The following is a 15568-nucleotide window of genomic DNA, read 5'->3' as shown; positions in this document are numbered from 1 at the left end:
GGTGTTTGCGAGGGACTCGCCTGTCTGCGGGCGCCTGCCAGCAGCGCGCATTATTCGTCCGCGCCGGCCTGGCGCTGCAGGATCGAGCTGAACTCGTCGGCGAAGGTCTCGTAGCGCACCGACAGCCGTTCCACGCGGGTGGTGAAGCGGTTGTAGGCCCACACCGCCGGAATCGCCACGAACAGGCCGATGGCGGTGGCGAACAAGGCTTCGGAAATACCCGGTGCCACCGCAGCAATACCGGCCTGCTCGCCGCTGCTGACCATGTCGTGCATGGTCACCATGATGCCGAACACGGTGCCGACCAGGCCCACGTACGGCGCGGTGGAGCCGATGTTGGCCAGCAATTCGAGATTGCGCTCAAGCTGGTCCACTTCCCGCGTAAAGGCGGTGCGCATGGCGCGCTGCGCGCCTTCCAGCTGCACGCGTGCATCCAGACGGCGGCGGTCGCGCAGCCGCGAGAACTCGCGGAAGCCACTTTCGAACATCGACTCCAGACCACCGACGGTGCGGTTGCGATCGGTTGCCGAGGCGTAGAGCTTGGCCAGGTCCGCACCGGACCAGAAGCGGTTTTCGAACTCGTCCGCCTCACGGTTGGCCTGCTTGAAGGCACGCGCCTTGCGGAAAATGATGACCCAGCTGATGAACGAGCCGATCAGCAGCAACAGCACGATGATCTTCACCGGGATGCTGGCCCGCAGGATCAACTCGGCATAGTTGATGCTGCTGTTGTGCGCCACGCTGGCGGTCTGCGCCGCAGCGGCGGTGACTTCCTGCGGCAGTGCTTCCACTACCGTGTCCTGCAGGGCCAGGAGCAATGCGATCGACATCCGTTGGTTCCTTAGTAATCGGATTCTGTGGTTTCTAGAGCTTTCAACGCGTCAAACAGCGCATCGTCCATGCCGCGTGGGCGGAAGTCGCTGCCACCGAGTGCGGCAATGCGCACCTCGGCGGTCAGCAGAACTTCGCCCTCGCGCCTGACCGACTGCGCAAATATCAGGCTGGCCCGCTTGCACCGGGTGAGCACCGCCGAGACCGACAGTGCGTCATCCAGCCGAGCCGGCTTGAGGAAATCCAGTTGCATGGAGCGGACTGCGAACACCAGATCGTGCTGCTGGCGCAGGCGTTCCTGCCCAAAGCCCAGTGCCCGCATCCATTCCGTGCGCGCCCGTTCCATGAAAGCAACATAGCGCGCGTGGTAGACCACGCCCCCGGCGTCCGTATCTTCCCAGTACACGCGTGTCGGCCAACTGAATACAGGCGGGGATTGGGGAATCGGGAGTCGGGAATCGGCGGTCATGGGCACGGATTGTTGGTCGAGACGACCCGGGCGAGCGACGAACGGATCGACATCAGAACAGGTCTCCGGGTTCGCCGATAGCGGGCGCACGGTCGCGCGGCGGTTTCAGCCCAAGGTGCAGATAGGCTTTCGGCGTGACCATGCGGCCGCGCGCGGTGCGGATCAGGAAGCCCTGCTGGATCAGATAGGGCTCGATCACGTCTTCCAGCGTGCCGCGCTCCTCGGACAACGATGCGGCCAGCGACTCCACGCCCACCGGCCCGCCGTCGAAGTGATCGACGATGGTGCGCAACATGCGGCGGTCGAGCTCGTCAAAGCCCTCCGGATCCACCTTCAACATCTGCATGGCGGCCTGCGCCACCGCCAGGTCGATGTGGCCGGCGGCCTTGACCTGGGCGAAATCGCGCACCCGCCGCAGCAGCCGGTTGGCAATCCGCGGCGTACCACGCGCGCGGCGCGCGATCTCGGCGGCACCATCGGGCGTGCAGTCGATGCCCAGAATCGCCGCCGAGCGAATCACGATACGGGTCAGCTCCTGCGGCGAGTAGAACTCCAGGCGCTGCACGATGCCGAAGCGGTCGCGCAACGGCGCGGTCAGCAGGCCGGCGCGGGTGGTCGCGCCAATCAGCGTAAACGGCGGCAGGTCGATCTTGATCGAACGCGCGGCCGGGCCGTCGCCGATCATGATGTCGATCTGGAAGTCTTCCATCGCCGGATACAGCACTTCTTCCACCACCGGCGAAAGGCGATGGATCTCGTCGATGAACAACACATCGTGCGGCTGCAGATTGGTCAGCAGCGCGGCCAGGTCACCGGCCTTTTCGATCACCGGGCCGGAGGTGACGCGCAGGCTCACGCCCAGTTCGTTGGCGATGACGTGGCTGAGCGTGGTCTTGCCCAGGCCGGGCGGCCCGAAGATGAGCACGTGATCCATCGCCTCGCCGCGCGCCTTGGCCGCCTGGATGTAGATCTCCATCTGGTCGCGCACCGGTTGCTGGCCGAGGTAATCGGCCAGGCGCTTGGGGCGGATGCTCGCATCGGCGGCCTCGTCCTCACGGGTGGCGCTGCTGGCGATGGTGCGCTGTTCAGTCATCCCGCCATCTTCTCATGCCGCGCGCAGCCGGCGCAGCATCTAGAAATCAAGGTCGGCCTGCCGCAGCGTGCTGAAAAACGCCTCGAAGCTCGGCGCGCGCCAAGTCGGATGCAGTCCTTCCCAGCGTTCGAAGTAGACCACCTCGGGCGCGTAGTGCGGCCCGCGGCCCCGATAGTCCAGGCACAGCAGGCAGTCGACGTTGTGGCTCGACAGCACCAGGACCTGGTCCAGAGCGGCATGCAGATATGCCGCTGAGCTGAAATCCTGTGGGTCTTCGAACGCGGCGGCGAAGTCCAGCACGCTGCCGATCTGGGCCAGCGGCGATAAGTAGCGGTCGACCAGCACGCACTCCCAATCCACGTAGCGGTCCGAAGGGAAACGGGTGCGTGGCGCCCAGCACCAGCCGGTATCACCGCCGTCCTGGACGCCGTACAGACGCTTGAACAATGCCGGCAAGCGCACGCCCAGCCGCGCTTCGGCCGCTGCCAGGGCCTTGGTGTCCGCCACCGCTGGGGTGTCGTTCCAGTGCCCGGGACCGCTCCAGAACGTCTCCAGCGCAGGCGGCTGCGGCTGCCACTGCACGCGCTCGTTGTCGTCGTATTTCGCCTGCAACGCGGGCGACCAGTACACGACATCGACCAGCTGCGCGAGCAGATGCTCCACCCCATCGAACACGATCAACCGCTGCCCGCTGCCCGCATCGACGTAGACCAAGGTCGGCTCGGTGTCGGGCGCTGCGTAGTCCAGGCAGAGCGCCCGGCTGGGCGCGCGGGCATCGGCGGCGATGGCGATCAACCAGCGGTCATCGCCACTGGCGGCCAGGCCGGCGTAGGCATCGTCACGGTAGTCCTCGCGGGCGCGCACCTGCGCGAACGAAAACAGCGCTTCCGCACCCAATAGGCGCGCTCGCGGAATCAGCCATTCGGCAGCAAGCCAATTGTCCGGTTGTTGCAGCGACTGACCACGCGCCATCTGCACCGCGCCACCGTCGTAGCGTGCATAGAGATGCCGCAACCAGTCCGGCAGGCGGACACCGAGCCGCGCCTGCGCCGCGGCGATGGACGCATCGGTGGCCGGAGATCGTCCAAGGTTCAGTGCCTCGTCCCAGAAGGTGTCCAGGGTCGGCGCGCGACCGTAGACCTTCCATTCCAGGCCGGCCACGCTCAGATCTCCACTTGCGCGCCGAGTTCCACCAGCCGGTTGCCGGGAATGCGGAAGAAGCCGGTGGCCGGGGCGGCGTTGCGATGCATCAGCGCGAACAATTTGTCGCGCCAGATCGGCATGCCGCGGTTGGCGCTGGCCACGATGGTCTCGCGACTGGCGAAGAAGGTGGTGTCCATCGGGTCGAAATGGATGCCGCCCTGGTCGCAGGAGCGCATCAGTGCCAGCGGCACGTCGGGCGTTTCCATGAAGCCGAAGCGCACGTACACGCGGTAGAACTCGTCGCCGATCGATTCGATCTGCAGGCGTTTGTCGGCCGGTGCGTACGGGATCGGCAAGGTGTCGACGTTGAGGAAGATGTTGCGCTCGTGCAGCACCTTGTTGTGCTTGAGGTTGTGCATCAGCGCATGCGGCACCACCATCGGGTCGGCGGTGAGAAACACCGCCATGCCGGGCACGCGCGCTGGCGGCGCAAGCATCAGGCCGGGCAGAAAGCTGTCGATGCGGATGCCGTCCTTGCGGATTTCCTCGCGCAGCAGCGCGCGGCCGCGGCGCCAGGTGCGCATCAGGGTAAACACCACGATGCCCAGCGCCAGCGGGAACCAGGCGCCCTGCAGCAGCTTGGCACCATTGGCGATCACGAACGCCAGTTCGATGATGAAGAACACCACGCACAGCGGCAGCACCCAGTTGCGCCAGCGCGGCCACAGCGAGCGGGCCACCAGGGCCAGCAGCAGCGTGTCGATCAGCATGGTCATCGAGACCGAGATGCCGTAGGCCACCGCCAGGTTGGTGGAGCTGCGGAAGATCAGCACCAGCGCAATCACCATCACCATCAACAGCCAGTTGATGCCGGGCACGTAAATCTGCCCGATGGTGTCGCGCGAGGTGTGCTTGATCAGCATGCGCGGGATGTAGCCCAGCTGCATGGCCTGGCGGGCCACCGAGTACGCACCGGTGATCACCGCCTGCGAGGCGATCACCGCCGCCAGCGTGGCGAGGATGATCATCGGGTACAGCGCCCAGCTCGGCACCGCTTCGAAGAACGGGTTCTTCAGCGCGGCCGGGTGGTTCAGCACCAGCGCGCCCTGCCCCAGGTAGTTGAGCAACAGCATCGGCAGGACGAAGAAATACCAGCCGTGGCGGATCGGGCGCGCACCGAAATGGCCCATGTCGGCATACAGCGCTTCGCCGCCGGTCACCGCCAGCACCACCGCGCCGAGGATGAAGACCCCGTGCCAGCCATGCTCCATGAAGAAACGGATCGCCCACCACGGGTTGAAGGCCTTGAGCACTTCGGGTGCGTCGACGATGTTCCAGATGCCGATCGCGCCCAGCGACAGGAACCACAGGCAGGTGATCGGGCCGAACACCTTGCCCACTTTTTCGGTACCGAAGCGCTGCACCATGAACACCACCAGCAGCACTACCACGGTGATCGGCACGATGAAGGGATGCAGGCTGGGCGCGGCGATCTCCAGGCCTTCGACCGCACCCATCACCGAGATGGCCGGGGTGATCACGCCATCGCCGAAGAACAGCGAGGCGCCGAAGATGCCCAGGATGCCCACCACATACGCCGAGCGCGAGCCCTGCTTGAGGGTGCGCTGGGTCAGCGCCATCAGCGCCATGATGCCGCCCTCGCCCTCGTTGTCGGCGCGCATGATGATGGTGACGTACTTGAGCGTCACCGTGATCATCAGCGCCCAGAACGCCAGCGACAGCACGCCCAGGACGGTGTCGTGATCGCTGGTCAACCCGTAGTGCGGCGAGAACGCCTCCTTGAGGGTGTACAGCGGACTGGTGCCGATATCGCCGAAGACGACGCCGATCGCGCCGATGACCAGGGCCATGTGGCCATTGGCGGGCGCATGGCCGGAGCCGGCTGCGGGAGTGGGGGTGTGGGACATGAGGTGAGGAGTTTTCGCCAGACAGCGTGAAGAAGAGGAAGACGGCGCGCTACCGGGGCACCGCCCCGGCCTTGCGGGCAAACGCCAGGTGAGGCTGGGCACTGCGCTCGGGATGCGCAGTGTACGGGCCCAACCCGCCGATGCCGAGCATTGGCCGCGCCCGCTTGGCGGCGGCGCGGTGGTTTTGGACCGCCGCGCCTAGCGCAGCGCGGCCTGGAGGGCTTTGCGGATGACGGTGGCGACCTCGTCGCCTTCGGCCCCGGCCTCGCGTGCCATGCGCGCGGCCTCGGCGGGCTTGTAGCCCAGCTGCTGCAACGCCACGGTGGCCTCGGACACCGCATCCGGGCCCAGCTGGCCGGTGATCGGCGCACCGCTGCTGAAGTCGGCCGCGCGGTCGCGCAGCTCCACCACCATGCGCTCGGCGGTCTTCTTGCCGATGCCGGGGATGCGGGTCAGCGCGGTGATGTCGCCACTGGTGATCAGCCGCGCGAACTCGTCCACGGTGACCCCGGACAGCACCGCCAGCGCGATCTTGGCGCCGATGCCGGTGACCTTCTGCACGTCGCGGAACAGCCGGCGCTCGCCCTCACGCAGAAAGCCGTACAGCGAGACGCTGTCTTCCTTCTGCGCGTAATGGGTGAACAGGATGACGTCGCGGCCGACATCGGGCAGGTCGTAGAAGGTGCTCATCGGCGCCTCCAGTTCATAGCCCACCCCGCCCACGTCGATCACCAGCCACGGCGGCTGCTTGTAGGCCAGGATCCCGCGCAGACGGCCGATCATTGGGCACCGCCTGCGGGGCGCCGGGAATCGGGAATCGGGAATGGGGAATCGTCAGAGCTGACTCCGCGTGTGCCGTTGCGATTCCCGATTCCCGATTCCCGATTCCCGATTCTCATCTTTTCCGGCTCCACGCCTGTTGGGTATTGACGCCCAGGCGCTGCGCGGTGGCGCGCACGTGGGCGTGGGTGATGGCGACCGCCAGCGCGTCGGCGGCGTCGGCCTGCAGCTTGCCTTTGAGATTGAGCATGATCCCGACCATGTGCTGCACCTGGACCTTGTCCGCGCCGCCCTTGCCGACCAGCGCGAGCTTGATCTCGGTGGCAGCGTACTCGTGCACCGGCAGGTCGCGCAGCACCACCGCGCAGATCGCCGCCCCGCGCGCGTGGCCGAGCTTGAGCGCCGAATCGGCACTCTTGCCCATGAACACCTTCTCGATCGCCACTTCCTGCGGCTGGTAGGTCTCGATCAGCTCGCCCAGCCCGTGCAGCAGGCGCTTCAGGCGCTGGGCGAAGTCGCCCTCGCCCAGCAGCACCAGCGGCGCATGGAACACATGCCGGCTGCGACCGCTCTCGTCGACGTCGATGATGCCGATGCCGGTGCGCTGCGAACCGGGATCGATGCCGAGGATGCGGGTCATCTGTGGGCCGGGAGTGGGGAATCGGGAATCGGGAATGGGTAGAGCGGCCTGCTGCAGTCTCGGACGCTGCCGAGCAATGCAGGGTGCAGCTGTTTCGATTCCCGATTCTCCATTCCCGATTCCCGATTCCCGGCGCTTACGCGCCGAGACTGGCCTGGTCGACGTTCGAATACACGTCCTGCACGTCGTCCAGGTCTTCGAGCATGTCCAGCAGCTTGCGCACCTGCACGGCGGTGTCGCCGTCGACGGCGATGTCGTTTTCGGCGCGGAAGGTGATCTCGGCGTGGGCCGGTTCAAAGCCGGCGGTGGCGAGGGCCTGCTTGACCTGGGCGAAGGTGTCCGGGGCGGTCAGCACGTCGATGGCGCCGTCTTCCGGGTACACCACCACGTCGTCGGCGCCGGCCTCGATGGCGGCCTCGGTGACGGCGTCCTCATCGGCACCGGCCGCAAAGCTGAGCACGCCCAGGCGCTTGAACATAAAGGCGACCGAGCCGTCGGTGCCCATGTTGCCGCCGCACTTGCTGAAGGCATGGCGCACGTCGGCCACCGCGCGCACGCGGTTGTCGGTGAGGCAATCCACGATCACCGCCACGCCGCCAGGGGCGTAGCCCTCGTAGCGCACTTCTTCGTATTCCACGCCTTCCAGCTCGCCGGTCGCCTTCTTGATGGCGCGCTCGATTACGTCCTTGGACATGTTCGACGACAGACCCTTGTCCATGGCGGTGCGCAGGCGCGGGTTGTTGGACGGGTCGCCGCCGCCGGCGCGCGCCGCCACACTGATCTCACGGATGATCTTGGTGAAGATCTTGCCGCGTTTGGCGTCGGACGCGTTCTTGCGGCCTTCGATGGAGGGGCCTCTACCCATGAGTGTTTCCAGACTGGCTTGGATGACAGGGCGCGGATTTTACCTGATTGCCCGCCCGCACCGGGGTGAGGCCGTTCAGTGCACAAAACGGCCATCGCGCAGGAACGCCAGCACCTGCCGCGCGGCGGCGGGCGAGCGCAGCAGGCCGCTATGGCTGGCCTGTACCACGCAATGGTCGTGCAGGCCGGGCAGACGGGTTTCGTCCAGCCCCACCGTGCCGTCCGAGCCGGCCTGCAGCGGCGCCAGCCAGTGGCCCAGGCCGCGTGGCACGCAACCGGCAATCTGGCCCACCTGGGCAGCGCCATCCCAGTGCGTAAACCCGCGCTGCAGTAGCGCCGCACTGCGCCCCATCGCCCAGTGGCCGCCACGCCGCGCCAGCCCACGTGCAGCCGCGCTGCCGCACAACGGCGAGCCCAGGCAGACCACGCGTTGCACCGGCAGCTCCGGCGCCTGCTGCAAGGCTTGCAAGGCCATCAACCCGCCCAGGCTGTGGCAGACCAGTAACGGTGCGCGTGTGGCGCGCAGGCGGGCGATCAGCTGGGGCACCGCCTGCGCCGGGCCGCCGCGCACGCTGGCATAGCCGAACAGCGCCGGCGTCATGCCGGCCGTGCGCAGACGCCTTGCCAGCGGCAGCAACCAGTGCGCGGTGTTCCAGATGCCATGCACGAGCAACACATCGGCGGAGGCAGCCTCGGGATGCCCGCTCTGTGTCTGCTGGTCGTCGCCGCCGCTCATGGATGAACGCTCCAGACGGATGGCCCCGCGCGAATTACCGCGGGAGCCACACATGGACCACCGCAGCCCGCATTCAATGTGCTGGCGCGCACGACCACGCCGCGCGCAGCCACCGAGCCCGGCACTACGGTTCCGCGACCACCGGCGCGCGGCGCAGGATGTATTCGCGATCCAGGATGCGGCCGACCGGGAATTCGTACTCGCCGACCTTTTCGAAGCCGTAGCGAGCATAGAAACGCTGCGCGCCGAAGTTCTCCGACCACACGCCGATCCAGAGCGTGCCGGGCCCGTCGCGTTCCAGCCATTGCAGCGCGGTCTCGAACAACCGGCTGCCCCAGCCGGTGTTCTGGTAGTCCTTCAGCAAGTAGAGCCGCTTGAGCTCCCCATCGCCCGGTTGCACATCTGCGTGCGGCAGCCCGCAGGGGCCGGCCGCGGCATGGCCAACCAGCAGGCCATCCATTTCCAGCAGCCAGATCGCGTAGTCGGGGTGCGCCAGCACGATGCGTGCGCGCTCGACCGCATAGGTTTCTTCCAGGAAACCGCGCAGGTCCTCTTCGGGATACAGATGGCCGAAGGTTTCGGTAAACGTCCGCGCGGCCAGGAGCGACAGCGCTTCGGCATCGTCGGGCGTGGCGCGGCGGATGCGGGTCATGCAAGCGTCTCGTGCAGGGTGACGTTGCAGCTTCTCGCATGCGGCGGCGCTCCCGCAAGCCTGGGTCGGGACGGTGGCCTGCGGGATCAGCGCGGTGCATGCCAGGGCCGTGAGCCCTGCATGACGCAGGGATCTGCTTGCACCGGCGCGGTGGTCCTCAACGACAGCATGTCGGAGCGGCAACTGATGCACTCCGAACAAGCACCGGGCGGATGACGCTTGCCGATGAAGACCGGCCCGATGAGCAGCCACGCCCTACTGACGGAGGCAACTCACGCAAAGCCGTCAACGCCGACTGATTGACCAGGCACGGCCATGCCCACTGCATGACCGTGCACTGCGGCAGGTCAGGCCTGCTTGGGCCGCACCTGCACGTGCACTTCGGCCAGCTGCTCGGCCGCGATCGGCGACGGGGCGTCGGTCATCAGGTCCTGCGCGCCGGTGGTCTTGGGGAACGGGATCACGTCGCGGATGGACTCGGTGCCGGCCATCAGCGCGGCGATGCGGTCGATGCCGAACGCGATGCCGCCATGCGGCGGCGCGCCGTAGTTCAGCGCATCCAGCAGGAAGCCGAACTTGGCGCGCGCTTCTTCGGCGCCGATGCCGAGCAGCTCGAACACTGCGCTCTGCATATCCGGGCGGTGGATACGGATCGAGCCGCCGCCGATTTCATTGCCGTTGAGCACCATGTCATAGCCACGCGACACCGCGGTGCGGGCGTTGGCACGCAGGTCGGCGATGTCGTCCACAGCCGGCGCGGTGAAGGGGTGATGCAAGGCCACGTAGCGCTGCGCCTCCTCGTCCCATTCGAACATCGGGAAGTCGGTGACCCATAACGGCGCCCAGCCGGCGGCAACCAGGCCAAAGTCCTTGCCGGCCTTCAGGCGCAGCGCGCCCATGAAGTCGGACACCTTGTTGTAGCTGCCGGCACCGAAGAACACGATGTCGCCATTGGCCGCACCCACGTGCGCCAGCAGCGCTGCAAAGGCCTCTTCGCCGAAGAATTTGGCGATCGGCGAGCTCACCTCACCGGTCTCCGACAGCTTGATGTAGGCCAGGCCCTTGGCGCCGTACTTGGCGGCGTGTGCGGCGTAGTCGTCGATCTGCTTGCGGCTCAGCGTGGCACCACCGGGGATGCGCAGCGCAGCCACGCGGCCGTCGGCATCGTTGGCGGCGGCGGTGAACACCGGGAATTCGCTGGTCTTGACCAGCTCGGCCACGTCGACCAGCTCCAGCGCGATGCGCAGGTCCGGCTTGTCCGAGCCATAGCGACGCATCGCCTCGGCCCAGGTCATGCGCGGGAACTGCGCGGCCAGCTCCACGTCGACCACTTCCTTGAAGATGGCGCGGATCATGTCTTCCACGAAATCCTGCACGTCGCGCTCGCGCACGAAGGCAAATTCCATATCGAGCTGGGTGAATTCCAGCTGGCGATCGGCACGCAGCGCTTCGTCGCGGAAGCAGCGCGCGATCTGGTAGTAGCGGTCGAAGCCGGCCACCATCAGGATCTGCTTGAACAGCTGCGGACTCTGCGGCAACGCATAGAACTCGCCCGGATGCATGCGCGCCGGCACCAGGAAGTCGCGTGCGCCTTCCGGGGTGGCCTTGGTCAGGATCGGGGTTTCGATGTCCTGGAAATCGCGTGCATCCAGATGCCGGCGCAGCGCCTGCACCAGCTTGATGCGGGTGCGCTGCATGCGCTGCATTTCCGGGCGACGCAGATCCAGATAGCGGTACTTCAGGCGCGTGTCTTCGCCCGGGTTCTCGTGCGCATGGAACGGCAGCGGCGCAGCCTTGTTGAGGATGGTGATGCGGGTGGCGATCACTTCCACCTTGCCGGTGCGGATCTTGTCGTTGACCGCGTGACGCGCACGCACCACGCCTTCGACCTGCAACACGTCTTCGTAGCCCAGGCTGGCGGCCACCTTGAACACCTCGGCGGAGTTGGCGTCGCCTTCGGCGGGCTCCACGGTCACCTGCACGATGCCTTCGTGGTCGCGCAGGTCGATGAAACACACCCCACCCAGATTGCGGGCCACGTCGGTCCAGCCGGCGAGAGTGACGGTTTGGCCGATCAAGGTCTCATCGACCAGGCCGCAAAAGTGGGTACGCATCGAAAGCTCCGCTGAAAACCCGGCACAGGACGGCGCCGGAGAGCCCGATATTCTGGGGCCGGCGGGCGGCGGGAGCAAATGCGGAGGCGGTCACGGTCGCTTAAGTGAGCGCCCGGCTGAATAGGCACCACGCCTCTCTCGTATACCCAAGGACGCCACGATGCTGCGCACCGCCCTGCTGATCTCCGGCTTTTGCCTCATCACCGTGACCGGCGCACTGGGCAGCCGCCCGGCCGCCGCGCAGGACCGCGGCTGGAATGGCCCCAGCATCACCTGTGCCAGCAACGACAACCGCCGCCGCGAATGCGATACGCCGTTCCGCGGCCGCGCGGTGCTGGTGGAGAACATCTCCGGCACCCGCTGCATCGAGGGCCGTAACTGGGGCAGCGACCGCGGCCGGGTCTGGGTGGACAACGGCTGCCGGGGGCGCTTCGTCGAAGGCCGCAGCGGGAATGGCGGCGGATGGGGCGGCGATGGTGGCCCAGGCGGGGTTGCCGGCACGGTGCGCTGCGAGAGCAACGACAAGCGTCAGAAGATCTGCGACACCGGCTGGCGCCGCGCCATCCTGGTGCGCCAGCTGTCCAACACGCCCTGCGTGGAAGGCCGCAACTGGCGGCAGGACGGTGGCCGGATCTGGGTGGACGACGGCTGCCGGGGCGAGTTTGCGCAGGCACGCGGCGGCGGCTGGGACCGTGGTGACGGCGGCTACGGTGGCCGCGACGACCGCCCGCGCAACGACTACACCATCACCTGCAGCAGCGACGACCGCCGCCTGCGCACCTGCGGCTGGGATGGCCGGTATGGCCGGCCGGTGCTGACCCGCCAGCTGTCCGATACCCGCTGCGAAGAAGGCCACAGCTGGGGTTACGACCCGCGTCGCGCCACCGTGTGGGTCAACGACGGCTGCCGAGCGCGCTTTGAGGCGCGCTGAGGCCTGCGTCGGAATCTGAGCGGTAAGTGTCTTTGCGCCTGCGCATTCCAGCGCGGGTTGGCGTCGCTGCGGCTTGATCCGCAGCGGCGCCGGAACGGCACTGCTTCAACGCCGACGACGTGGCGATACGGCGTGGTTCGATTGCCGGTGCGCTGGCTTGGAGCCGCTATCAAAACGACTACGCAGCCGCCCGACGGGCGCGGCCGGTGCTCGAAATCGGCATGTCCCTACGTAGACTCCGGTTCCCACGCGCCGTGCGCACCCACCTGACGACTGCTCGCTACGTTTTGTTAGCCGTTCTTAGCCGCCCCAGGGTGCCGGCGGCAGCGCCACCGGCCGGGTAAGGTCGAATTCCACCCGGAACAGGCGCCCGTCCGGGCGGCTCAGTTCGTAGACCACGCTTCGCCCCGGGTGGACCTCCATGGCCCAGGTGTTGTGCAGGGACGCCGCCGCGCCTTGCCGCTGGAACAGCGCGCGCGAGTCGGCATCGAGCGGGAATTCCTGGCGCGTGGCAGCGCCGGCGGTGACAGTGTCGCCGCCGTAATTGGTCAGTGCGTCCGCGCTGCCGTCGGCATGGCGATGCGCGTGCTTGAGGCGCAGCCCGGTGGCAGTGCGCGTCAGCACCCAGGTACGCGCGTGGTCGTTGCCGACATGAAACGGCAAGCGCAGTTCGCGGGTGGGCGCATCGCAGCCGCGCACATGCATCACCAGCGCTTGCCCCGCAAATGGGCTGGGCGCCTTGGACGCTGGCGTGTCGATCAGCACGCGCCCGGCAAAGGCCTGCCCGCAGTAGGCGGCAAGCGCGGCCAGAAACTGGTCGGCTGGCGCGATGGTAGTTGCCGATGCTGGCGGCGGCGGTGTGGCGCAGCCGGCCAGGCCGGCGACCAGCGCCACCAGACACAGACCGGCGCGGATGCGACCAGGCCACCGCCGCGCCAGAGAGGTCACGCCGGGTCGGACGCGGGCTTGCTGGCCGGCTTGCTCTCGCTGGCCGCGGCCGGCTTCGCATCGCCACCGCTGCTGCTACTGCTACTTTCGGTGAGGTTCTTCTTTTTCTCGCCGGCGGATTTGAAATCGGTCTCGTACCAGCCGCTGCCCGAGAGGCGGAACGACGGCGCGGTGACCTGACGCTTGATGGCGTTGGCGCTGCAGGCGGGGCAGCTTTCCGGCACCGGGTCGGACATTTTCAGCAGCCGATCGAATTGATGGTCGCAGGCGGTGCACTGGAAGGCGTAGATAGGCATGGTGAGTCAGCGGAAAGAGAACGCGAGGGCGCAGATTCTAGACCGCCGCGGACCGCTGCGCGCGTGAGCCGGCGCTGCGGGCATCTCGTGGACGGCCCGGCGCAGATGTGGTCACCGACGCGCATGGCAGCAGCGTTACCGGCTGGTCGTGACTTGGGGCCGCGTGCATCGTCACCTGGGCTGGACTGCGGGAGACGGATGGCGGCGTGACGGAATCTCCGTACCGCAGGCAGCGGCGCTTTGCGTGCTTGGGCCGTGTTTGGCCGCAGCAGGACCGAGTGATCGGCAGACGGATTCGTCTGTCCGCAGTCGCTCGACGGAGCGGAGTACCTGAGAGCGTTCTGGCGAGGCCCTGCGAACGCCGACGTGCGCGCCAGGCATTACACGCTGCAGCGCCCTGCCGCTGCGACTGTTTGCCACTGCAGTGAAAGGTCAGCGCCCGAATTCGCCTGTGCACCTCGCCCGATGCAAAAGACAAGCCAGAAGCGTTCTACCTAGTTCCCCACGAACGCCAATATGCGCGGCCTGCATCGCACTTTGCAGTCATCGCTCGCTACGGCTGTCGCTGCGGCAGCGCCCGCCATACCTCGCCTCCGCTGCTCCTCATCTACACCGCACAATGCCAGGTACCGCAGTGCGCATGCAGGGACCAGCACAGCGATGCACCACATCCGCGCAGCGCAATAGCCGCACATGACGCGCAACGCGTTTCCATCCAGCTATCCACTTACGCAGCGGATCACCACCAAAAAACGCACCGTGCAGGTGTACAAACACCGCAAAAACAGCGCGCGACAGCCATCACACAGCCCCAGGTGAAACAGGCCACTGCCGTCGAGCTGGTACACTTGGGCACGTGACCGACGCGCCTTTTCCCCCACGAGGGCCGCATTCGTGTTGCGGCTGACTGCGCTGTTGCTTGGCGTGGCCTTGTTGCTGACCGGCAGCGGGCTGCTGGGCACCTTGCTTGCCGTACGCGGTGGCCAAGCCGGCTTCGATGCGCGTGCATTGGGGTTGATCATGTCCGGCTACTTTGCCGGCTTCTTTCTGGGCACCTTCTTCGCACCGCCGCTGATCCGCCGGATCGGGCATATCCGCGCGTTTGCGTTTTATGCCGCGTTGGCCGCAATCGCGGTGTTGCTGCACCCGATCTGGCTCGATCCGTGGGGCTGGGGCCTGTTGCGCCTGGTCACCGGTGCCGCGCTGGTGGGCCTGTACACGGTGATCGAAAGTTGGCTAAACGCCGAGCCGGACGCGCGCCGCCGCAGCCGGGTGTTTTCGGTCTATATGGCGATCAACCTGTCGGCATTGGCGCTGGGCCAGGTACTGCTCAGTGCGGGCGATGCCACGGCGCCGGCGATGTTTACGCTCACTGCCATCCTGATCTGCGCGGCGGTGATGCCGGTGGTGACCACGCGGCTGATTCCGCCCGAGGTGCCGCACGTGTCGCGGCTGCGGCTGGTCACGCTGTATGCGCTGGCGCCGGTGGCGACCATCGGCGCCGGCCTGTCCGGGTTGGCGATGGGCGCGTTCTGGGGGCTGCTGCCGGTGTATGCCGACCGCATCGGGCTGGATGCCGACGGCGTGGCGATGTTCATGCTCACCGCCATCGTGGGCGGCGCGGTGTTGCAGTGGCCGATCGGGCGCATCAGCGATGGCCACGACCGCCGCATTGGCCTGGTCACGGTGAGCGTGTTGGCCGCCGGCATCGCCATCGCCGCTGCGCTGCCGATTGTGCAGGCGCAGACGCAGGTGCTGTTCCTGCTGTTCTTCGTGTATGGCGGGCTGGCGTTCTCGCTGTATCCGTTCGCGGTGGCGCACATGCTCGATTACCTGCCGCGCGAGGATTTGTTGTCCGGCTGCAGCAGCCTGCTGCTGGTGCATGGCGTGGGCGCGGCGATTGGCCCGGCGCTGGCCGGCGGGGCCATGCAGAAATTCGGCCCGGCGGCGTTGCCTGCGTACTTCGCGGTGATGCTGCTGGCCCTGGCCGGCTTCACGCTGGCGCGCCTGTTGCGCTTCCAGCGCCTGCGCACCCATCCCATTGCGTTCCGCCCGATGTTGCGGACCACGCCATCGGCGCTGGAGCTGATGCCGGAAACCGATTCACCCTCCCCTCCTCACAAGGAAACACATTGACTGATCA

At 67.1% G+C, this 15568-nt stretch carries 15 protein-coding genes and 1 other RNA gene; 3 read left to right on the top strand and 13 right to left on the bottom strand.

Annotation, left to right across the window (positions count from 1 at the left end; translation table 11 throughout):
* Positions 1-50: 50 nt before the first annotated feature.
* From tolQ to aspS, 11 genes are all read right to left on the bottom strand, one after another.
* On the bottom strand, positions 51-830 hold the full coding sequence (gene tolQ, locus ACD584_RS08445; RefSeq protein ID WP_011038137.1) for a protein TolQ: 780 nt from the start codon (positions 828-830) through the stop codon (positions 51-53).
* 11 nt (positions 831-841) lie between these two features.
* Positions 842-1300: a tol-pal system-associated acyl-CoA thioesterase gene (gene ybgC / locus ACD584_RS08440; protein ID WP_011038138.1), complete on the bottom strand. Its 459-nt coding sequence runs from the start codon at positions 1298-1300 to the stop codon at positions 842-844.
* A gap of 52 nt (positions 1301-1352) precedes the next feature.
* Complete coding sequence (ruvB, locus tag ACD584_RS08435; RefSeq protein WP_012437668.1) at positions 1353-2393, bottom strand: Holliday junction branch migration DNA helicase RuvB; 1041 nt, start codon at positions 2391-2393, stop codon at positions 1353-1355.
* Between the two features lie 39 nt (positions 2394-2432).
* The gene (locus ACD584_RS08430; RefSeq protein WP_076037007.1) at positions 2433-3554 is read right to left on the bottom strand and encodes an SMI1/KNR4 family protein; all 1122 of its coding nucleotides are present in this window, start codon (positions 3552-3554) and stop codon (positions 2433-2435) included.
* 2 nt (positions 3555-3556) lie between these two features.
* Positions 3557-5464 (bottom strand): potassium transporter Kup, encoded by a 1908-nt coding sequence (locus ACD584_RS08425; protein WP_011038140.1) that lies wholly within the window; start codon positions 5462-5464, stop codon positions 3557-3559.
* 198 nt (positions 5465-5662) lie between these two features.
* Positions 5663-6247 carry a Holliday junction branch migration protein RuvA gene (ruvA, locus tag ACD584_RS08420; protein ID WP_006450983.1) on the bottom strand — a complete coding sequence of 195 codons (585 nt, stop codon included), beginning with the start codon at positions 6245-6247 and terminating at the stop codon, positions 5663-5665.
* 112 nt (positions 6248-6359) lie between these two features.
* Entirely contained in the window at positions 6360-6884 is a 525-nt protein-coding gene (gene ruvC, locus ACD584_RS08415; RefSeq protein WP_011038141.1) for a crossover junction endodeoxyribonuclease RuvC, read from the bottom strand.
* A gap of 136 nt (positions 6885-7020) precedes the next feature.
* Positions 7021-7749: a YebC/PmpR family DNA-binding transcriptional regulator gene (locus tag ACD584_RS08410; RefSeq protein ID WP_011038142.1), complete on the bottom strand. Its 729-nt coding sequence runs from the start codon at positions 7747-7749 to the stop codon at positions 7021-7023.
* Positions 7750-7824: 75 nt separating this feature from the next.
* Positions 7825-8484 carry an alpha/beta fold hydrolase gene (locus ACD584_RS08405; RefSeq protein ID WP_175611664.1) on the bottom strand — a complete coding sequence of 220 codons (660 nt, stop codon included), beginning with the start codon at positions 8482-8484 and terminating at the stop codon, positions 7825-7827.
* A gap of 124 nt (positions 8485-8608) precedes the next feature.
* Positions 8609-9136 (bottom strand): GNAT family N-acetyltransferase, encoded by a 528-nt coding sequence (locus ACD584_RS08400; RefSeq protein ID WP_011038144.1) that lies wholly within the window; start codon positions 9134-9136, stop codon positions 8609-8611.
* Between the two features lie 347 nt (positions 9137-9483).
* Entirely contained in the window at positions 9484-11250 is a 1767-nt protein-coding gene (aspS, locus tag ACD584_RS08395) for an aspartate--tRNA ligase (RefSeq protein WP_014508621.1), read from the bottom strand.
* A gap of 160 nt (positions 11251-11410) precedes the next feature.
* Here aspS and ACD584_RS08390 point away from each other — a divergent pair, with 160 nt between their 5' ends.
* Both ACD584_RS08390 and ACD584_RS08385 read left to right on the top strand, forming a co-directional pair.
* Positions 11411-12181, top strand: coding sequence for a DUF3011 domain-containing protein (locus ACD584_RS08390; protein ID WP_070690102.1), 771 nt, complete (start codon positions 11411-11413; stop codon positions 12179-12181).
* Positions 12182-12402: 221 nt separating this feature from the next.
* Positions 12403-12477: non-coding RNA, sX9 sRNA (locus ACD584_RS08385), on the top strand.
* A 4-nt stretch (positions 12478-12481) separates the two neighbouring features.
* On the opposite strand, the gene ACD584_RS08380 is transcribed toward ACD584_RS08385, so the two are convergent.
* Positions 12482-13129 carry a hypothetical protein gene (locus ACD584_RS08380; protein WP_076037008.1) on the bottom strand — a complete coding sequence of 216 codons (648 nt, stop codon included), beginning with the start codon at positions 13127-13129 and terminating at the stop codon, positions 12482-12484.
* Positions 13126-13425, bottom strand: a complete 300-nt coding sequence (locus tag ACD584_RS08375) for an FmdB family zinc ribbon protein (protein WP_011038148.1) — start codon at positions 13423-13425, stop codon at positions 13126-13128. Before ACD584_RS08375 ends, ACD584_RS08380 begins: the two co-directional genes overlap by 4 nt.
* 894 nt (positions 13426-14319) lie before the next feature.
* Between ACD584_RS08375 and ACD584_RS08370 the strand changes: the two genes are divergently transcribed.
* The gene (locus tag ACD584_RS08370) at positions 14320-15561 is read left to right on the top strand and encodes an MFS transporter (protein ID WP_040940845.1); all 1242 of its coding nucleotides are present in this window, start codon (positions 14320-14322) and stop codon (positions 15559-15561) included.
* Positions 15562-15568 lie beyond the last annotated feature (7 nt).

Source organism: Xanthomonas sp. NCPPB 2922 (assembly GCF_041520885.1).
In the GTDB taxonomy this organism is placed as follows: domain Bacteria; phylum Pseudomonadota; class Gammaproteobacteria; order Xanthomonadales; family Xanthomonadaceae; genus Xanthomonas; species Xanthomonas campestris.
Note: the sequence above shows the minus strand (reverse complement) of the source record. Positions and strands in the feature narration are given on the sequence as shown.

Excerpts from the sequence above, each read along its gene's own strand:
- ACD584_RS08405 (WP_175611664.1), bottom strand. The coding sequence starts at position 8,484 with ATGAGCGGCGGCGACGACCAGCAGACACAGAGCGGGCATCCCGAGGCT.
- tolQ (WP_011038137.1), bottom strand. The coding sequence starts at position 830 with ATGTCGATCGCATTGCTCCTGGCCCTGCAGGACACGGTAGTGGAAGCA.
- ACD584_RS08410 (WP_011038142.1), bottom strand. The coding sequence starts at position 7,749 with ATGGGTAGAGGCCCCTCCATCGAAGGCCGCAAGAACGCGTCCGACGCC.
- ruvB (WP_012437668.1), bottom strand. The coding sequence starts at position 2,393 with ATGACTGAACAGCGCACCATCGCCAGCAGCGCCACCCGTGAGGACGAG.
- ACD584_RS08425 (WP_011038140.1), bottom strand. The coding sequence starts at position 5,464 with ATGTCCCACACCCCCACTCCCGCAGCCGGCTCCGGCCATGCGCCCGCC.
- ruvC (WP_011038141.1), bottom strand. The coding sequence starts at position 6,884 with ATGACCCGCATCCTCGGCATCGATCCCGGTTCGCAGCGCACCGGCATC.
- ybgC (WP_011038138.1), bottom strand. The coding sequence starts at position 1,300 with ATGACCGCCGATTCCCGACTCCCGATTCCCCAATCCCCGCCTGTATTC.
- ruvA (WP_006450983.1), bottom strand. The coding sequence starts at position 6,247 with ATGATCGGCCGTCTGCGCGGGATCCTGGCCTACAAGCAGCCGCCGTGG.
- ACD584_RS08400 (WP_011038144.1), bottom strand. The coding sequence starts at position 9,136 with ATGACCCGCATCCGCCGCGCCACGCCCGACGATGCCGAAGCGCTGTCG.
- ACD584_RS08375 (WP_011038148.1), bottom strand. The coding sequence starts at position 13,425 with ATGCCTATCTACGCCTTCCAGTGCACCGCCTGCGACCATCAATTCGAT.
- aspS (WP_014508621.1), bottom strand. The coding sequence starts at position 11,250 with ATGCGTACCCACTTTTGCGGCCTGGTCGATGAGACCTTGATCGGCCAA.
- ACD584_RS08390 (WP_070690102.1), top strand. The coding sequence starts at position 11,411 with ATGCTGCGCACCGCCCTGCTGATCTCCGGCTTTTGCCTCATCACCGTG.